Source organism: Ruegeria sp. AF2 (genome assembly GCF_056542025.1).
This window is the reverse complement of record NZ_JBQFZC010000002.1, coordinates 465,663-484,001: the sequence shown is the minus strand read 5'-3', so window position 1 is coordinate 484,001 and position 18,339 is coordinate 465,663. Positions and strand designations below refer to the sequence as shown.

10 protein-coding genes and 1 pseudogene are annotated in these 18,339 nt (G+C 54.4%); 8 read left to right on the top strand and 3 right to left on the bottom strand.

The window, feature by feature from the left end:
* Position 1 precedes the first annotated feature (1 nt).
* From ACR0NM_RS09865 to ACR0NM_RS09855, 3 genes are all read left to right on the top strand, one after another.
* Positions 2–997 (top strand): helix-turn-helix domain-containing protein, encoded by a 996-nt coding sequence (locus ACR0NM_RS09865; protein WP_170394573.1) that lies wholly within the window; start codon positions 2–4, stop codon positions 995–997.
* 317 nt (positions 998–1,314) lie between these two features.
* Positions 1,315–2,331, top strand: a complete 1,017-nt coding sequence (locus ACR0NM_RS09860; protein ID WP_170394570.1) for a GlxA family transcriptional regulator — start codon at positions 1,315–1,317, stop codon at positions 2,329–2,331.
* A gap of 108 nt (positions 2,332–2,439) precedes the next feature.
* Positions 2,440–3,588 carry an amidohydrolase gene (locus ACR0NM_RS09855; protein ID WP_480614407.1) on the top strand — a complete coding sequence of 383 codons (1,149 nt, stop codon included), beginning with the start codon at positions 2,440–2,442 and terminating at the stop codon, positions 3,586–3,588.
* Between the two features lie 89 nt (positions 3,589–3,677).
* Here the strand turns inward: ACR0NM_RS09855 and ACR0NM_RS09850 are convergent, their stop codons facing one another.
* Positions 3,678–5,657: a bifunctional 2',3'-cyclic-nucleotide 2'-phosphodiesterase/3'-nucleotidase gene (locus tag ACR0NM_RS09850; RefSeq protein WP_480614404.1), complete on the bottom strand. Its 1,980-nt coding sequence runs from the start codon at positions 5,655–5,657 to the stop codon at positions 3,678–3,680.
* A gap of 144 nt (positions 5,658–5,801) precedes the next feature.
* Positions 5,802–6,012, bottom strand: a pseudogene (locus ACR0NM_RS09845) (hypothetical protein); the annotation flags it as partial.
* Positions 6,013–6,385: 373 nt separating this feature from the next.
* On the opposite strand from ACR0NM_RS09845, the gene ACR0NM_RS09840 reads away from it, so the two are divergent.
* From ACR0NM_RS09840 to ACR0NM_RS09830, 3 genes are all read left to right on the top strand, one after another.
* Positions 6,386–7,702 carry a nucleotide sugar dehydrogenase gene (locus ACR0NM_RS09840; protein ID WP_170561491.1) on the top strand — a complete coding sequence of 439 codons (1,317 nt, stop codon included), beginning with the start codon at positions 6,386–6,388 and terminating at the stop codon, positions 7,700–7,702.
* A gap of 360 nt (positions 7,703–8,062) precedes the next feature.
* The gene (locus ACR0NM_RS09835) at positions 8,063–9,802 is read left to right on the top strand and encodes a type I secretion system permease/ATPase (protein WP_170394562.1); all 1,740 of its coding nucleotides are present in this window, start codon (positions 8,063–8,065) and stop codon (positions 9,800–9,802) included.
* Positions 9,802–11,109 (top strand): HlyD family type I secretion periplasmic adaptor subunit, encoded by a 1,308-nt coding sequence (locus ACR0NM_RS09830; RefSeq protein ID WP_170394559.1) that lies wholly within the window; start codon positions 9,802–9,804, stop codon positions 11,107–11,109. Before ACR0NM_RS09835 ends, ACR0NM_RS09830 begins: the two co-directional genes overlap by 1 nt.
* A 20-nt stretch (positions 11,110–11,129) precedes the next feature.
* Here the strand turns inward: ACR0NM_RS09830 and ACR0NM_RS09825 are convergent, their stop codons facing one another.
* On the bottom strand, positions 11,130–13,043 hold the full coding sequence (locus ACR0NM_RS09825; RefSeq protein ID WP_480614402.1) for a M10 family metallopeptidase C-terminal domain-containing protein: 1,914 nt from the start codon (positions 13,041–13,043) through the stop codon (positions 11,130–11,132).
* 349 nt (positions 13,044–13,392) lie between these two features.
* Between ACR0NM_RS09825 and ACR0NM_RS09820 the strand changes: the two genes are divergently transcribed.
* Together ACR0NM_RS09820 and ACR0NM_RS09815 are read left to right on the top strand one after the other, a co-directional pair.
* On the top strand, positions 13,393–17,247 hold the full coding sequence (locus tag ACR0NM_RS09820; protein WP_480614400.1) for an Ig-like domain-containing protein: 3,855 nt from the start codon (positions 13,393–13,395) through the stop codon (positions 17,245–17,247).
* A 64-nt stretch (positions 17,248–17,311) separates the two neighbouring features.
* Positions 17,312–18,118, top strand: a complete 807-nt coding sequence (locus tag ACR0NM_RS09815; RefSeq protein ID WP_480614398.1) for a SapC family protein — start codon at positions 17,312–17,314, stop codon at positions 18,116–18,118.
* The last annotated feature ends 221 nt before the right edge of the window (positions 18,119–18,339 follow it).

The following is an 18,339-nucleotide window of genomic DNA, read 5'->3' as shown; positions in this document are numbered from 1 at the left end:
AATGAAGCATTATGTCCCTGTAAATGACCATGCGCATTTGACCGAAACCACGTTGGCACGACCCAAACGAGACCATCAGATCGAGATCATTCTTTGCGAGGGCGGAGCGGAAGCATCGGCAGATATGCTGGTTGATTTCTATCGTGCCCTGAATGAACTGAACGAAGGCCATACATACATTACAAATATCCGCCCCATTGCCGACGGTGCTGCGGGCGGACCCTTGCACTGGGCCGGGCGAACCGCGATTTTCTGGGGGGATATCTATAAAAGCTGGCCTCTTACACCGTCGGACAAAACCTGGATCGCCCAAGTATTGAATCTGTCCTACCGATCAATTCTCGTTGGCGGTGCAGTGTTTCTTCTCGCCCAGACTAGTCGCGCAACCAAGCGGATTGCATCGGTTCACCCCAACTTTTCTGCCGCAGCGCAAGAGGTTGGACTGATCGACGTCGGTTCGGGTACATACTGGTCCTCAGATAGCCGCACCCATAGCGCATCAACCAGATTGGGCACGTTGCGTTTGTTGTCCGATTTTGTTGCCTTTGATCACGGCGAGCATCTTGCCGAGTCAGTACGCAGCTATATCGGGTTGGCCGACAGGCAAACTACATGCGCAAGCCAACTGGCATCTCGATTGATCAGACGTTCAAAAGCCGACCCGATGGTGCGACAGGTTGTTGAAAAGATGCAGAACAATCTAGAGGATCCGCTTAGGATACCGGAACTTGCGATGGCGCTTGGTACATCAACGCGCCAGTTACAGCGGCGGTTTCTGGACAGAACGGGTGTAAAACTGCTGACAACGTATCGGGAACTTCGCCTAGAACGGGCCTATGGCCTGCTTCAATTTACCGAGATGACCTATCTTGAAGTGGCGACCGCTACGGGCTTTTCTTCCACAAGTGCATTGGTGCGTGCGTTCCGGGATCACTATGATGCATCGCCTGAAAGTGTACGAAATCGGCGATTTGCAGGCAAAACTCAGGCTGTTTAGCTTGATCGTGTGAATCGACGGCGCAGTCGAATGCGGTTGATACCACACTGGGCCTGAACTTTTGGCATTCACCATTCATGAGGTTGACGACAGATACGATTGTTAGTCCAGTTAACAATGCTTTGCCACCGGTTCAATTAATGACCCGGCCACATCCTCAATTGCCGTCTTACAGACAAGCTCGCAGCTACTCGCTGGCCAATTGTTGTCGTAGGACCACTCGCTTGTGATCTGCGAAGTTGATACGCTGGTGTTTCGATCGATACGATATTGTACGGGCCGGTTATCCATCCAGGTCCGCACTGGGAAAAGAGAGCATGAAACCTAGGAATTTCGTTCCGAAAGGGGCCGCGACGTTCGACATCGATTATGACGGATCATCCAACGAGATCTATTTTCTGTTGCTGCCGAAACTCACCATGCTTGCCTTTAGCGCAGCGGTTGAACCGCTGAGGATCGCCAATCAGGTCACCAACAAAGAGCTCTACAAGTGGTTTCTGATCTCTGAGGATGGGAACCCTGTTCGATGCTCCAATGGAGTCGAAATAGCAGCTGACTTGGCTCTGCATAATTTGCCGCGATCATCCAGATTGTTTGTGTGTTCAGGGATCGAACCATCGGAAAGCATTAATTCAACGATCCTTTCGTGGATCAGCCGTCAGAAAGCGTTTGGCTGCAAGCTTGGTGGAATTTGTACCGGCGCATTTACGCTGGCCAAGGCAGGCATGCTGACCGGCAAGAGGTTCACACTGCATTGGGAAAACCAACCCGCCTTTGTTGAACACTTCGAACACCTGACACCATCGGCTAACCTGTATGAGATTGACAATGATCTGATGACCTGCGGTGGAGGTAACGCGGCAACCGACATGGTACTGGACATGATTGAAACCGACTTCGGAAAGGATCTGGCCATCATCGTCTCGGACATGTGCATCCACTCACGATCCAACAATCAAAAAACGCTCCAGAAATCCGCGTTTTCTGTCGCGTTGGGCAGTCGGAACCAATACCTGATCAACGCCATCCAGATCATGCATGAGAATCTGGAAGAGCCTCTGGATATCTCTGAGATCGCCAAGATCGTTCAGATTTCTCGCCGACAGTTGGAGCGGCTGTTTCAAAAGTATGTCGAGGTTTCCCCGGTACAATTCTACATCGAGTTGCGTGTGGCGCGCGCCTACGCGTTGCTAAGCGAAACAGAAATGACCGTTGCTGAAATTGCGGCCGCCACGGGTTTTGGCAGCGCGACCCAACTGACAGTTCGGTTCAAGAAACGATACGGCGCAGCGCCGACTTCATTCAGGCGGGGCTGGTCGGGACAGAACGATTGAGAGATGCCGTGCCGGTGGACCCGTCTGCCATCGTACTCTACCAATCAGGGCTAGAGTCCGAGTTCGCCCCGCTCGGATAGCACCTATAATCTGGGAACATTAACCGCCATGGAATTGAACCAACCCGAACTTCGCCAACTTAGGCGGTCATTCCACAGACACCCCGAATTGGGCTTCAATGAAACGAAAACCAAAGCCAAAGTTGCGGCGCTGCTACGTCAATACGGGCTTGAAGTTCATGAAGGCGTGGGCGTGGTGGGTATCCTCAGGGCCGGTCAAGGCAACCGCGCGATCGGATTACGCGCAGATATGGACGCGCTACCCATTCAGGAAGCCAGCGATCATGATTACGTGTCACAAAATACCGGCATTATGCACGCCTGTGGCCATGATGGTCACATGACGATGCTGTTGGGCGCAGCAAAGACTTTGTCCTCGGATCCCGGTTTCAGCGGCACGGTGGTGTTCCTGTTTCAACCGAATGAAGAGCTTGGCCTGGGGGCCAAAGCGATGCTGGACGAAGATGTCCTGACGCGATTTCCAATCGAAGAAGTCTACGCCATACATAACCTGCCCGGGGCGCCCGCCGGACAGATGTCGACCCGAACTGGGCAGATCTGTTCCTCGGAAAGCCTGTTCGAAATTAAGATCAAGGGGCAAGGGGGTCATGCGTCCATGCCACAGGCGGGGCGTGACGCGCTGACGATCGGGTCCGAGATCGTTCTGGCGCTTCAGACAATTGTTGCGCGCAAGCTGGCCCCGGGCGCCGGTGCGGTTGTGTCGGTGACCGAATTTCTGACCGATGGGCAGCGCAACATCCTGCCAGGAACCGCGACGCTAAAGGGTGATGCGCGGGCACGCAGCCCCGAAGATCGAAACAAGATCGAAGAACACATGCGCAGGATTGCGCATGGCATCGCATCCGCCCATGGCGTTGAGGTCCAAGTGGATCTCAAAACTGAGTTCATCGAAACGATCAACGCACCGATCCCGACCGAAGCTGCCATCCGCGTTGCGCAGCAATCCGGACTGGACACCCTCCCCGATCGTCAGCCGATGAGTTTTTCAGAAGATTTCGCGCATTTCTGCGAAGCCGTACCCGGCTGCTTTATTCTGCTGGGCAACGGTGAAACTGGCCCCAATGGGCAACCGCTGCATTCGAATGACTACGACTTCAACGATGCGTTACTGCCGATCGGCGCGGAATACTGGGCAAATCTCGTGCGCGATAGGCTTCCGCTTCAAGACGAAGACTGAACGGGGCCCAGCAACATAGCACCTTCGAACGGCCGTCAGATGAATGATCTAAGACGGCCGCTCACACTGTAATTTGGACCTTACCCTTGCTAGAGCCTGATGCGGAATGCCGCAAACCCATCAGCGCCTTCACCGGCATCCTCGATGGTGACGCCTTTGACTTCGCCCATGTAGTCGCGCGCCTTTGGACCAGTTTCAAACAACACGGTAGTGTCAGAAAGCGGCGCGAACGACCAGTTTGCATCGGCCTTGGGATCGATTGTTCCTTGCTCGACGATATACCGCACGATCACGTCGCGGTTGGTGTCAGGGGCTTCGAACACGACGGTATCACCCATTGCGCCCGGGAAAGAGCCGCCGCCCGAAGCACGATAGTTGTTGGTGGCAATGATGAACTCCATGTCATCCGTGACCGCCTCACCGTTGAAGGCCAAATCTACGATACGGGCTGCATCCGGGTTGATCTCTTCCCCCTTGGGTCCAAAGCGCGACGGTTGCGATAAGTCGATCTGGTAGGTCACACCGTCCATCACGTCGAAATTGTAAGACGGGAAGTCCGGGTTTAGCAAAATCGCATCCTCTGATCCCGCCTCGATCTGGTTGAACATACCCGCCGAGCGTTCCAACCAACCCCGAACCTGTGCACCGTTCACCCGCACCGCGCGCACGGTATTGGGATACAGGTAAAGATCAGCCACGTTTTTGATCGCAACATCGCCCACCGGAACATCTGTGTAATAGTCCGGGCCGCCGCGACCCCCTGCCTTGAACGGCGCTGCAGCCGATAGAATGGGCAGACCTTCATGTTCGGTGCCCTTCATCATCTCTTCGACGTACCATTTCTGCGCAATCGAGACGATTTGCACCGATGGATCATCCGCAACCAACGCGAAGTAGCTGTGAAGCGGGGCCGAAGTCTTGCCGACCGCGCGGCGTACATAGGCCAGTGTTTCGTCATGATCTTTCGCCACCGAGTCCAGCACCTTCTGATAGTCGCCAACAAGTGCCGCGATCGAACGATCTTCGTTGCGCTTTGAAATCGGGCGCGCCTCAGACGTTGTCGTCACAACCCGCCATTCGTTTCCGTCGCGCTCAAGCAGCAGATCCAGCAGGCCAAGATGTGACCCCCAAAATCCGCCCATCACCGCCGGTTTGCCCATCAAGGTCCCCTTGTCGACATCAATGCCGGGACGATCAGCAAAGGTAGCGGACGGGAATACGAGGTGATTGTGCCCGGTCACCAGCGCGTCGATGCCATCGACCCCTGCCAAAACGACTGAAGCATTTTCCATTCCATCAGCGTGATCCGCATCCCCAATGCCGGAATGCGACAAGGCGATGATCAGGTCGCAACCCTGCTCTTGCATCTCGGGGACATAAGCCTGCGCCGTTTCGACTATGTCACGCGCCTGCACGTTGCCTTCCAGATGCTTGCGATCCCAGTTCATGATCTGAGGCGGAGTAAATCCGATGACACCAACCTTGATCGGATGCTTGCTGCCATCCCCCATTTCAATCTCACGCTCAAGGATGGCATAGGGCTTCACCAGAGTCGTATCATCGCGGGGGGACGCCCCAGTCTCTTTTGCAACATTGGCCAGAACCACGGGGAATTCTGCACCAGCAAGCGCCTTTTCAAGGAAATCTAGACCATAGTTGAACTCGTGATTGCCCAAAGTGGCAGCGTCATAACCAACAGTATTGAAGGCAGTGATGATCGGATGGCTGTCGCCTTCTTTCATGCCACGCTCATAGGCGATGTAATCGCCCATCGGATTGCCTTGCAGAAAATCTCCATTATCGACGAGCAGCGAATTTGTCGCCTCGGAACGAATCTCATTGATGATCGAAGCGGTCCGCGACAGTCCGACAGTATCGCGCGGTTTGTCCGCATAGTAATCGTATGGGAACACGTGAACATGGATGTCAGTGGTTTCCATGATCCTCAGATGCGCCTGATTGTTGGCCGCCGCCGCCGAAAAGGGATGCAAGGTGATGGCAGCTGCGCTGGCGGTCGTAGTGGCAAGAAACTGACGGCGCGAAATCAAACTACGATTGGAATAGGACATAAGGCACCTCTCAGGTTTGTGGATCGACGCGTGTTCTGGATGCTTTTCACAACAAGGGTATGACAGTGAAGATCTTTGCATCAAACATGTCGAACTTGGGGGTAGGATCCTAAAAGCCTATTGTATTGAATTGCACAGTCCAAGTCACTTTACGCACCAAAGGCGATTGCAGCGAACTGCCCCCATCGTCAGGCCTTCCAACCGATGGATGGCGGTTTCCGCGAGAGCGATGGCTGAGTGACAGACAGCGGTCAAAGCGCGTCGCAACGCGCATTAGACCCTTGAGCCTATCGGATATGATCTCGATGCGGTTTTGCCGTCTGTACCGACGCTTGTCATATTTGACCGGGGTCTTGCACGGACCATAATCGGCAGGAGCGGCACGTCAGCGCATATCATTGTGAATGAAAAAGACTATTTCTCTCAGTACACACCTATCGTCGAACCGGGGCTTTCTAGGCGACTTCGGGATGAAGGGTCTAGGCGTGCTATCTGCGCGTCAGCCAGCCGATGAACTCAATCATGATTTCAGTTCAATTTTCCAATCGGGAAAAAAGTGAAAGCTGCAAGTCAATGGCTTCCGAACTTGACGAAGTTACAATGGCCAAAACTGTTTGCAAAGCAAATACCCATTGCCTTTTCCACCAAAGCAACTAGTAGAGACGCGACTTCGTATTCGGGCCCCCTCTGACTTTCCTGCGCAGACTTAGATAATGAGCGATTTTGTCATGACACAGACATCACTGGACAACCTGCTACACAAACTTAATGCGAAGCAGGCTGTGATCGGGATTGTTGGACTGGGATATGTCGGACAGCCCCTGGCCCTCAGATATACCGAAATTGGATACCGGGTCATTGGCTTCGACCTGGATGCCACAAAGGTGCAGGACTTAAACTCGGGTCACAGTTCGATTGAGCATATCGACGATGCCCGCATCACAGCGGCACGGGAAAATGGGTTCGAGGCTACCACGGATTTTTCGCGTATCGCTGAGGCGGATGGCATTATGCTTTGCGTGCCAACGCCACTCAACAAATATCGCGAGCCAGATCTGAGCTTTGTCACCGACACGTGCGATCAGATAGCAGATCATTTGCGTCCGGGTCAGGTTATTGCGCTGGAAAGCACAACTTATCCAGGCACAACCAAAGAAGAAGTTTTGCCTCGGCTTGAGAAGAACGGCCTCAAGGTCGGCGAGGATATTTTTGCGGTCTACTCACCTGAACGGGAAGACCCAGCCAACCCGGATTTTACCACCAATACCATCCCAAAGGTTGTCGGCGGGCATACAGGCGCCTGCCTGAAAGCGGGTATCGCGCTTTATGAACACGCAATTGATAAACTCGTACCAGTCAGCTCGACTGAAACTGCCGAGATGACAAAGCTTCTGGAAAATATCCACCGGGCGGTAAACATTGGCCTCGTGAACGAGATGAAAATCGTTGCTGACCGCATGGGAATCGATATTTTTGAGGTCATCGACGCGGCCGCGACCAAACCCTTTGGGTTCACGCCTTACTATCCGGGTCCGGGACTTGGAGGGCACTGCATCCCTATCGATCCATTTTACCTGACCTGGAAAGCACGTGAATACGGCATCAACACACGCTTCATCGAATTGGCCGGTGAAGTGAACACGGCGATGCCGGAATATGTGTTTGGCAAACTCGCCAATGCGCTGAATGATCGCAGCAAAGCGATTCGTGGCAGTAAAATTATGGTTTTGGGCATCGCGTACAAAAAAAATGTCGACGACATGCGTGAGAGCCCTTCTGTCAGCTTGATGGAGCTGATCCGAGACAATGGCGGAGACCTCAGCTACTCGGACCCCCATGTGCCCGAGTTTCCCACGATGCGGGAACACTTCTTCGAATTGTCATCTGAGACCCTTACCCCTGAGGTTCTGTCGGAGCAGGATGCAGTTATTCTGGCGACCAATCACGATGCCTTTGATTATGAGTTGATCAAAAAACACGCGAAGCTCCTCATCGACACCCGCGGTAAATACCGTACCTCTGAGCAAAATATTGTTCGTGCTTAAATGAAATCGTGACCGGCTTTGCCGAGCAGGGCCGGAACATCTGGCGGATGGTACTTAGGAACGGCTGTCGCTCGTATGACCGCTTACGCGGGACCAAAACTCTGAATGGTTTGACGGTGTCCTAAGCGCTGGATGAATGCGCTGAGAATTGGACCCGCAAGGCAAAAATATCGGCACTTTCCTGCCATTCCAATCAATTCATCGGTACGAACACCGCCTAAACAACTGGCGGCGCATGAAACGCGCGTTGTTCCGGTGCAGGTAGGCAGATATAGTTGCGGGAAATGTCAGGCCGCCTTCGGGTACAGGAAGATTGGCTGTTGACGAGTTCCAATTGTGAGCAATCAAGGGCCAAAACGCGTGAGCTTGAAAAACCGCAACACCCCGCCTCAGCGCCATGAGCTGCGAAAGGTGCGTAATCAGGGGAACAGTTTCCTGGCGCTTGCCTTCATTTTCAGCGTTTTTGTCAATCTGCTTATGCTGACCGGACCGCTGTTCATGCTGCAAGTGTATGATCGGGTCCTTGGGTCGCGCTCGGTCGAGACTTTATCAGCGCTTTTTTTGCTTGTCGCGCTGCTTTATGCGCTGATGGCGATGTTGGACTATGCGCGCGGCCGAATTGTGGCTCGGTTCGGAGCGCGATTTCAATCAGCACTCGATGAACGCGTGTTTGAAGGGACCATGCGACGCGCATTGTTCCCACAGGTTCGATCAGCACCTGCGACTGCATTGCGTGATCTAGAATCGATCCGTGCATTATGTGCCTCGCCCGTTTTGTTGGCGGTAATGGACATCCCTTGGACTCCAATCTTTGTGGCTGCAATTTTCCTGTTCCACCCGTTGCTAGGCTGGTTGGCCGTCGCAGGCGGAACGCTTCTGGTTGTTATCGCCCTACTGAACCAAGCGTTGACCCATCGCAAAGTGGCAGATGCTCAAATCGCCTCTGCCAAAGCAAATGCATTTTCTGAACACGCCAGACAAGCTGCCGAGGTCGTCAGATCTCAGGGCATGCAGGAAGATGTCTCAAAACGCTGGTTGAACCAACGCACCGAGGCGCTTTCTCAATCCATATCCGCAAGCGACTGGACCGGCAGCTTTACTTCGTTGACTAAGTCTCTGCGGCTGTTTTTGCAATCCGCCATGCTGGCGCTTGGCGCGTTGCTGGTTCTGCGCAACGAAATGACGCCCGGTGCTATGATTGCTGGCACGATCCTTCTAGGTCGCGCTTTGGCTCCGGTCGAAATGGCGGTGGGTCAATGGTCGATGATCGAACGCGCGCGCACGGCATGGATTAACCTGAACACATTTCTTGATTCAACGCCGCCCGAGGCGTCGCGCACCAAACTGCCCGTTCCCAAAGCACATCTTGTCGCAAAGGGCCTGACGGTGATCCCTCCGGGCGCGAAGACACCGACACTACGGAATGCGGCACTTGAGTTGCGCCCCGGCACAGCTCTGGGTGTGATTGGTAAAAGTGGGTCTGGCAAAACGACCCTAGCCAAAGCGTTGTTGGGCCTTTGGCAACCGGCGGCAGGGGAAATTCGTTTGGCCGGCGCTACACTTGATCAATACGACCCTGATGATCTTGGGCAACATATTGGCTATTTGCCCCAGCAAGTGACGCTGTTCAACGGAACGGTTGCTGAAAACATCGCCCGGATGTCACAAACCCCTGATCCCGAAGCGGTTGTTGCAGCGGCGAAAACAGCCAATGCACATGAGCTGATTCTGGGGCTTGAGAAAGGATACGACACCTTCCTTGAGGGCAATGACAGCCAGCTTTCCGGTGGGCAGAAACAGCGGATTGCATTGGCGCGCGCTCTATATGGCAATCCGGTATTGTTGATTCTGGATGAGCCAAACTCGGCCCTGGATGCAGACGGAACCCTCGCCCTGAACAACGCGGTCCGCGAGCTCAAGAGCGCGGGCAAATCCACGATCATCATGACGCACCGGCCTCAGGCGATCTCGGAATGCGACGATCTTGTCGTTGTCGAGAAGGGCCAGATCGTCAAATCCGGTGGGCGCGATGAAGTTTTGAACACGATGGTCCAAAATGCCAACGTTATCAAAAGGCACCTGAACAAGGTGGGTGAATAATGGCAGACAAGAGTTCACGTCCCGTTTGGAGTATTAAAGCGCCCGCTTTTGTCGGCCTTTTGGCTCTGGCAGTTTTGATCCTGGGACTGGGATTATGGAGCGTCCGCACTGAGCTGGCCGGTGCTATTATCTCGCAAGGTGTGATCGAAGTTCAGAGCAATCGTCAGGTCATCGAACACCCCGATGGTGGCGTTGTAGGCGAGATATTCGTACGTGACGGTGACGCAGTGGCGCGTGGGGACATGATGCTGCGGCTTGACGATACGTTTTTGGCCTCGGAGCAAACGATCGTGGAATCTCAGCTATTTGAGTTACTTGCCCGAAAGACCCGGCTAGAGGCTGAACGGGATGGTGCGAACGCAGATACGTTAAAGCAAAATCTGCAAGAGCTCAAAGCCCGCGAATCGATCGACGACGATCTGTTGGAAGGCCAACAACGTCTGTTCAACGCCAGGTTGGAAACGCTGACCCAGCAGATCGACCAGCTTGGGAAACAGAAGATACAGATCCAGAACGAGATTGAGGGGACGCAGGCGCAATTGGCGTCACTGAATACTCAGGTCGAATTGATCAGAACGGAGCTCGAAGATCAGCAAGGTTTGCTTGATCGCGGCCTGACACAGGCCAGCCGCGTTTCTGCATTGCAGCGGGAAGAGGCAAATCTAACAGGGCAAATCGGCAGCCTCGAATCCACAGTTGCGCGACTGACAGGCCAGATCGCCACGACCGAGATTCAAATTGTTGAATTGCAGGCCACGCGGCGCGAAGAAGCCATCACCGAGCTTCGGGATGTGCAGTCTCGCGTTGTAGAACTGGCAGAACGTCGTCTTTCCCTTTCCGAGCGTTTGTCGCGTCTAGACATCCGTGCACCCGTCGCTGGCACAGTTTACGACAGTCAGGTTTTTGCCATCCAGTCTGTGATCCAGCCGGGTGAGCCGATGATGTATGTAGTGCCGCAGGATACGCCCTTGTTGGTCGCAGCACGGGTGGATGCGTTGCATGTGGATCAGTTACATCGCGGACAGGAAGTCGCCCTGCGCTTTCCCGCATTCAATCAACGCGACACGCCCGAGCTGAATGGCCGTGTGATCAATGTCTCAGCAGATTCATTCACAGATGAGACAAGCGGCTTTACCTTCTACCGTGCTGAAGTTGTGCCTGACGAAGGACAACTGGACCGTTTGAATGGCCAGGAACTGTTGCCGGGTATGCCTGTCGAAGCCATGATCAAAACTGATGAACGCACTCCGCTTTCTTACCTGGTCAAACCATTGGCAGATTACTTCTACCGAGCGTTTCGAGAATAGCACCGGTCACGCAGTCTCATTCAAACTGCCTCGATATTGCCAAGCAGTATTGAGGTCATGTCGACCGACAGATCACTATCAACAATTGTGACCTCTGCTCCGGTTTCGTAGGTGACGTTGCTGCGTGAAATTCCGGATAGATCCGCATTTGCATCCAGAAAAACCCACTCAGCGTTGTGCGCAGAAGGCTGGCCAACCGCAACCTGAAGAATTGCCAGTGCATCCAACGCGTTTACCGATCCATCCCGGGTGATATCGGCCGCGATGTAATTTTCGGCCGTTGCCGGACCCCATGTCGGATCAAGTCCAACCGACATGCGCAAAACCTGCAATGAGTCCAGCGCTGTTATCTCGCTGCTTGCCGTTGAATACGATTTAATGATGTCCAATTGGCCGGGAAACGCGCCGTCTGGTAGATCCAGATCAAATTCACCTTGTGCATTTGCCTGAGCAACAATTGCAGACCCTCCGTCTGGGGTGAACCGGATTTCAGCATTTCCCAACGCTGCGTTTGGAGTCGTCGAATTCAGCGTGAACCCACCAGCTACCCCGTCTGATGAGTTGTTATCCGGCCCGCTACCCAGATTGACAGGAATATGATCAGGACCACCAAATCCAGCGCCGAATACCTGCTCAGTTGTCAGGGACGTGCCATTAGCTGAAACAAGTTCTATCGTTTCGTCGCGATAAGCGATTTGGGCGCCTTGAGCGGTGGAAGTGAAATCCAACTGCGCTGGGGTGCGCAGAAAAGGATAATCGGTCAGATCCAAACGATCGGTGCCGGCCTGAAAGTCCGTGATCACAGTCGGGCCACTTGTTTGACGGATCACAAAGATGTCCGCGCCAGCACCACCCGTCATGGTCGTGGAACTAGTGCCCGTAATCAGCATATCGTCCCCTGCTCCGCCGTCCAGAATAGTGTCCAGTACACCGCCTTTTAGCATGTCGTCCTGCGCGGTACCGGTTACTGTACCAAAGCCTTCGACAACAATTCCAGGGTCGGCAATCGATACGCTCAGCTGAGTGAGCCCTGCATCCTGTTGAGATGATACAAATATCTGCAGCTCATCCCCCATATGCGCAACGCTGATCGTTTGGACATTTTGCAGTCCACTGTCCAGGGTATCAGCAAAACTATCCATATGGATGAGCTGCCCGTCCGGCGTCATTGTAAACAGCGTGATCCCATCATCCCCGCCCCCAGCCACCACGAAAACCCGACCATTAACTTCAAGAATTGAAAGATCCTGTACGGCCCCAAACCGGGTATGCAGGGTATCCAGAATATGATCCGTCGGCTTTAACTGCCCGCTGGCGTCCAATTCCATAACGCTTAGCGAATCGCTTTGCGATCCGGCCACAACAATCCATGACTTTCCATAGGCTTGAATTGTCTCAACCGCCGTAGGAGAACTGATGCCCAGCGTTTGGATATCGTCATTACCGGCAACCTCAGAGAGCACGCCACTGCCTTGATCGATCGAATATGACGAGATTGTTCCACTGGTTGCATCTGCGCCGACAATGAAATGATTCGACCCCGATTGCAGGGTCTGAAGCGTACTGGCAGACGCGTTGATGCTATGCGCCGGGCTCAGCGATCCATCACCATTAATACTGTAGGTGCCGATCTGGCCTGTGTCCTCATGCGCAAGCGCAAGCAAGTCGCCAGCCCCAATCGTCACCTGAACCGCTGCAGCGATATCCCCGCCGCCCATCAAGGCATTGGTTTCTTGCAAGGCACCGATAGTGCCATCCGCGTTTAGTTCATAACCCACAAGCCCTGTGGCAGTATCGACGTCGAGGACCAGTTGATTATTGCCCGCCAGATGAATCGGGGTTCCGCTGCGCCCGACCTGATGGGCAATCGAGGCATCGAAATATTGTTGGTCCTGTTCTTGTGGGCCAGCCCCCTCCACAAGGTGCCAAGACACGAGCCCTCCCCCGGGTCCGCTCGTGCTGTAAAGATACGTTTCCCCGTTAAACGTTTTTAAAGCCGTATCGCCGATACCTGAATCGAGCGCTGCGGTCCCCGTTGCCACCACTCTTTCGAACTGAAGCATCATCGCCCGTTACCCCCTGCCACCCCTGGCAACACATACAGGATGAAACGATGTTCGGTTCTGAACCAGAACAGAAATGTGGTGAAAACAAGGACTTCAGTTCCAGATTAACTCAAATTTTTCGCAGCGGTCGAATGGCGCAGAAGATCAAACCACAGACCAGATCGGCCGAAAACAGCATATCACGCAACGACCAGCGTCCATCTAATGAGAGGGCAAAATGACCAAAGATACCGTTTCGACCAATAAATCGACCACGGACGCCGGGCCCGATGCGCAACGTACGCGCCATATCCGCAAATGGTTCGACAAAAAACTTCAGCGATGGGTAGGACGCGGGGTTGCTGGCGGCCTTGGCTCGACACTATTCGCATTACCAGCTCTTGCGCAGGCCACCGATGAACAGCTTGCGTCACATCAGTTTGCTGAGTCAATTCCGGGCGTTCGGGTGGCAAAGCTGCTTTCGAATGGCGACGTGCAGCTGAAACTGACAGATGGGCGGACGATTGTTGTCTCTGCCGAGAACGTACAGATTCTGGAAAACGGCACCATAATGGTTGCAGATGAAGTCGTCGGCGAAATTGCACAATTAGATCTAGCCGCAGAGGCCGCAGGTGCGACCGCAGCGACCGCAGGTGGCGTAAGCGGTGCCGGGCTGGCCTTGGGCGGGCTGGGAATAGCCGGTGCTGCAGCTGCCGGTGGCGGAGGCGGCGGCGGTGGAGATAGCGACGATGAAACTGATGCCGAACCCACGGTTACCCCCTCACCTCCTCGACCGCCCAGCCTGAACCTGGCTGAGCTGCAATCAAACGCATTGAGCAATCTCAGCAGCCAAACAACAGCGCCGGATGGAACAACGACTGTCGAAGTTACCATCGGATCGGTGACAAAATCAGTCACTCCTGCAGGCGACGGAAGCTGGAGCGTTTCACTAACGCAGGCCGAGGCAGCGGCCCTGCCTCAGGGGATCTCGGATGTTTCCGTGCGCCATCTGGATGGTAGCGGGATGGAGCTATCGGCTGAAACCGCAAGGTTCGACGTTGATACCATTCCGCCGGTCCTGACCATCGATACATTCTCGGCGGGTGCGGTAATGAATGCTGCAGAACAAGGTACAAATCTCGAAATCTCTGGAACAACGGATGCCGAGAATGGGCAGACCGTAACGGTAGCGATTGGTGGGCAATCCTATAGTGGCACCGTTTCGGGCGGCGGCTGGAGCGTTTCGGTGCCCGCTTCAGATCTTACCACGCTGCCAGACGGGTCAAGCGTCACGGTGACGGCTGATGTATCGGATCGCGTTGGGAACCCAGCAGCTCAGGCCAATGGAAGTTTTGACACTGATCTGACTGCGCCTGATCTGACACTAAACCCAGTGGGTGGCGGTTCAATAGATCTGGCCGATGTCGTTGGGGATCTTGTCTTGTCGGGCACGACCACAGCTGAAAACGGCCAGGTGGTCAATGTATCTTTCGACGGTCAGGATTACACGGGTTCTGTATCGGGCGGCAGTTGGTCAGTGACGATCCCGAATGCCGATTTGTCTGGTTTGGCAACCGGTGTGCCCGCATCCGTTTCAGTTGCCGTCAGCGACACAGCAGGCAATTCGGCAACACCGATATCGGTATCCGTTCCGGTCGATCTTACGGGCCCATCAATTGCAATCACTCCCTTGTCGGTCGGGGCTATCCTGAATACGGTCGAAACCGGATCTGACCTGGTCGTAAGCGGGACAACAGGGAACGTAACCGACGGGCAGCAGGTAACAGTAGCCCTTGATGGGCAGACTTATACCGACTCGGTCTCGGGCGGCAGTTGGAGTGTGACAATCCCCAGCGCCGATCTCATTGCGCTTGCCGATGGCGGAGATTTCAATATCACAGGCGACGTGACGGACGCCGACGGCCTTGTCGCCCCGCAAGCCAGCGTCAACTTATCCAAAGATGTCACCGCCCCAACTCTGAGTATCGACAGTTTTTCGGACGGAGCGGTTTTGAATGCTGCGGAACGTGGTACGGACTTGACCATTACGGGCACTACATCCGCCGAAGATGGTCAGACAATCACCGTAAATCTGAACGGCCAATCCTACACAGGACAGGCCTCAACCGGGGGGTGGTCGGTGAGTGTCCCCTCGGCGCATTTGGCGGCGCTACCCGATGGAACCACGATCAGCGTGACAGCGGATGTCTCGGATGCCGCCGGCAATCTGGCGATACAGGCGACCAACAGCTTTGACACGGACTTCACCGCCCCGTCGCTCGCCATATCATCACTGTCAGGTGGAGCTGTAGTCAACCTGACCGAACAAGCAACGGATCTGGTGGTCTCGGGAACTTCTGATGCGGCCAATGGTACGCAAGTTTCGGTACAGATCATCCAATCCGGAGGTGCGGTTCTGACCGGCGGAACCGCCACTGTAAATGGTGGCATCTGGACATTCACAGCGGCTGCTGCCGATTTGAGCAGCCTGCAGGACGGGCAAACGTATGACGTGAACGCCTCAATCACGGATGCGGCTGGCAACACGAACGCTGCGACTACCAGTTTCAGCACCGACCTCAGCGCACCAACAATTGCATTGAACCCGCTTTCGGTTGGATGGGTTCTGGATATCGTTGAACAGGGAACAGACCTCAATGTGTCGGGGACAACAAATGCCGAGGACGGGCAGATTGTAACGATTAGCCTTAATAACCAGACCTACAGTGCGGTGGTTTCCGGTGGCTTGTGGAGCACAAGCATTCCTTCGGCGGATTTGGCCAGTTTGGCCGATGGAGGCAATTTTGCGGTCACGGCATCGGTTCAAGACGCCGCAGGAAACCCGGCAACCGATGCGACAACCATGTTGGCCACGGATTTCAAACCTATCCTCTACATCGATGATCTGGGTGCCAATAGTGCCGTGTCGCTGAGCGATGCACAAAACACTGGAATGACCGTATCAGGCAGTTCCGCAGGCCTGTCAGCCGGACAAGCGGTCGATGTTACACTTAACTCGGTCTCGCTTGGTTCGGCGACGGTTGCGGCCGATGGGAGCTGGACCCTGTCCGCGCCTGCCGCAAGCTTTGCCTCGATTGAAGCGGGAGACGCCCTCGATTTCGAAGCACAGGCGACAGTCGCAGGCGGCCCCGATCCTGATCCGGTGTCCGAACACGCAATTGCTCATGTTCCGGCGGCCTACACCATCGTTGAAGCCGGTCGCAGCGGAACGACAGTGACGTTCGAGGTCTACGCAGATTCCGATCGCGATATCTCAAGCGGTCTGGCCATTACCGCCGAGCTGGGGTTCGATCCTTCGGTGGCGACCTACGATAGCGGCTCCGAGACAGAAAACCCTGACTTCAATCTCTTTCTGGCTAACCCGAATGGAGGTTCCGCAATCAGTTTCGCGGGCGCGGCCACGAGCTATGGGGACTTATCGCAGCCTGTGGTGACATTTACCATGACAGTTCAGGACGCGAGCCAACCCATCGTTTTGACGTTGACCACTCCAGACGGAGGGCCATCACAGCTCCATCTCGGCACCAGTGGGAATGATACCATTACGGGCTCGGATGTTGATGATGTCATCCGCGGCAACAAGGGCGACGACACCATAGATGTGTCCGGGGCGGGTCGAGACGTCATCGTTTTCGAAGCTGACCCATCTTCAAATGGCATTGATACGATCAATGGTTTCACACTGGGCCCAGCAGCCAGCGTTTCTGACGCCTTGATGTTCCAGGGGTTGAATACCACATCGCTTCGCGGCGACGGGACCGGTGTGGAGACCTTGGTGGCCGGCGGCACAATTGGTGCCAACACCGGGTTCGTCGGGCTGGAGACCACGCTTTCGGACCTTGATCTGGATACAATCACTAGCGCAGCCGAAAACCTGAATGGTGCTCAATCAGGTGATGAGATGTATCTGCTGGCAACGGACGGCACTGACAGCATTCTGGTCAAGGTTGACTACTCTGGCCCAGATTCGGCGTCGGTCGAAGCGCTTGCACAGTTCGACGGCCTTTCCGATCTGAGCAGTTTGTCCGACGACAACATCCTGATCACTGACCCAACTGGCGCTTCAGCCTAAACGGCGGATTTAGCTTGGGGCGATGCACAAATGTAGCCTCGCCTCTTCAGAACAAGAGGATCACATGGCAGAGAACGGCCTTTTCCCAGTCAGCCTTGTACGGCACAGGAATCGATTCTGGCGCCGGTTCACATCATACCAATTTGTTGCAGAGATGGACGCCTGTCCCATCGTCATCTCAGAAGTTCCGCAAATTGCCACATCTTTTCCGATTGTGTTCCTTTCAAACCAAACAGGTTTTTCTCCCGTCGCACTATTCTCAGTCATCCCGGAAGTGGCACAGCCCTTCGTCGACCAAAACGGTCGCTGGCTTGCGCCTTATGTGCCCTCAGCGTTGCGTTGCTTTCCATTCCAGGCAGAAGCTTTGAAAAAGGGCGACTCTCGGTCACGTCTGTTTGTCGACGAGGTTTCAGGGTTGGTTACACATGACCCTAAGGACCAACCATTTTTTACAGTGGACGGACTTTTGACGCAGGATCTATGCGATGTGCGCCGCTTTCTGCAAAATCGCCTGGCCTCGGCAAACAAAACGGACCAAGTCTGCTCTTTGATCGCTGAAATGGGTCTGCTTGTACCACTGGACGAACAGAATGGCATCACTTTGACCGAGGGTTACTGGGGCGTTGATCCAATTCTGCTGGAACGATTGCCCGAGTCTTATAAATTGTCCCTGCTTTCCAGCGGCGCGCTACGGTTGATTCACGCTCATCAAGTATCCCTGTCGCATTGCGTTTGGCTGTCCAGTGCACAGAGCCAATCAGGCACGAGGAGTTCAGAACAAAACGACACCTTTGGCGGATTCATGACTGCACTTGCTGAAGAAGTTCGGCACGGACAATGCAAGGAGGGCGCGATCCATGCAATGGGTTAAGTTCGGGCTTGGAATCCTTGGCATAACAGCGGGGTTGCTGTCAGTTTCAGCCTGCACCTCAACGCCCAACCTAGCCGATGTCGAGACATCTTTAACGCGAGGAACGACCGGAGCAAGCGCAACAGCACGATCAAAACAACTTTCAAAGAACGCTTTTAACCAACAAGTGCGACAGGCTGTTCAGAGCAGTTCGATTGTGGCACGAAGTGGGTCCAAAACAA

Coding starts and splice junctions, on each gene's coding strand:
- ACR0NM_RS09865 (WP_170394573.1), top strand. CDS start 2: ATGAAGCATTATGTCCCTGTAAATGACCATGCGCATTTGACCGAAACC.
- ACR0NM_RS09860 (WP_170394570.1), top strand. CDS start 1,315: ATGAAACCTAGGAATTTCGTTCCGAAAGGGGCCGCGACGTTCGACATC.
- ACR0NM_RS09855 (WP_480614407.1), top strand. CDS start 2,440: ATGGAATTGAACCAACCCGAACTTCGCCAACTTAGGCGGTCATTCCAC.
- ACR0NM_RS09850 (WP_480614404.1), bottom strand. CDS start 5,657: ATGTCCTATTCCAATCGTAGTTTGATTTCGCGCCGTCAGTTTCTTGCC.
- ACR0NM_RS09840 (WP_170561491.1), top strand. CDS start 6,386: ATGACACAGACATCACTGGACAACCTGCTACACAAACTTAATGCGAAG.
- ACR0NM_RS09830 (WP_170394559.1), top strand. CDS start 9,802: ATGGCAGACAAGAGTTCACGTCCCGTTTGGAGTATTAAAGCGCCCGCT.
- ACR0NM_RS09820 (WP_480614400.1), top strand. CDS start 13,393: ATGACCAAAGATACCGTTTCGACCAATAAATCGACCACGGACGCCGGG.
- ACR0NM_RS09815 (WP_480614398.1), top strand. CDS start 17,312: ATGGCAGAGAACGGCCTTTTCCCAGTCAGCCTTGTACGGCACAGGAAT.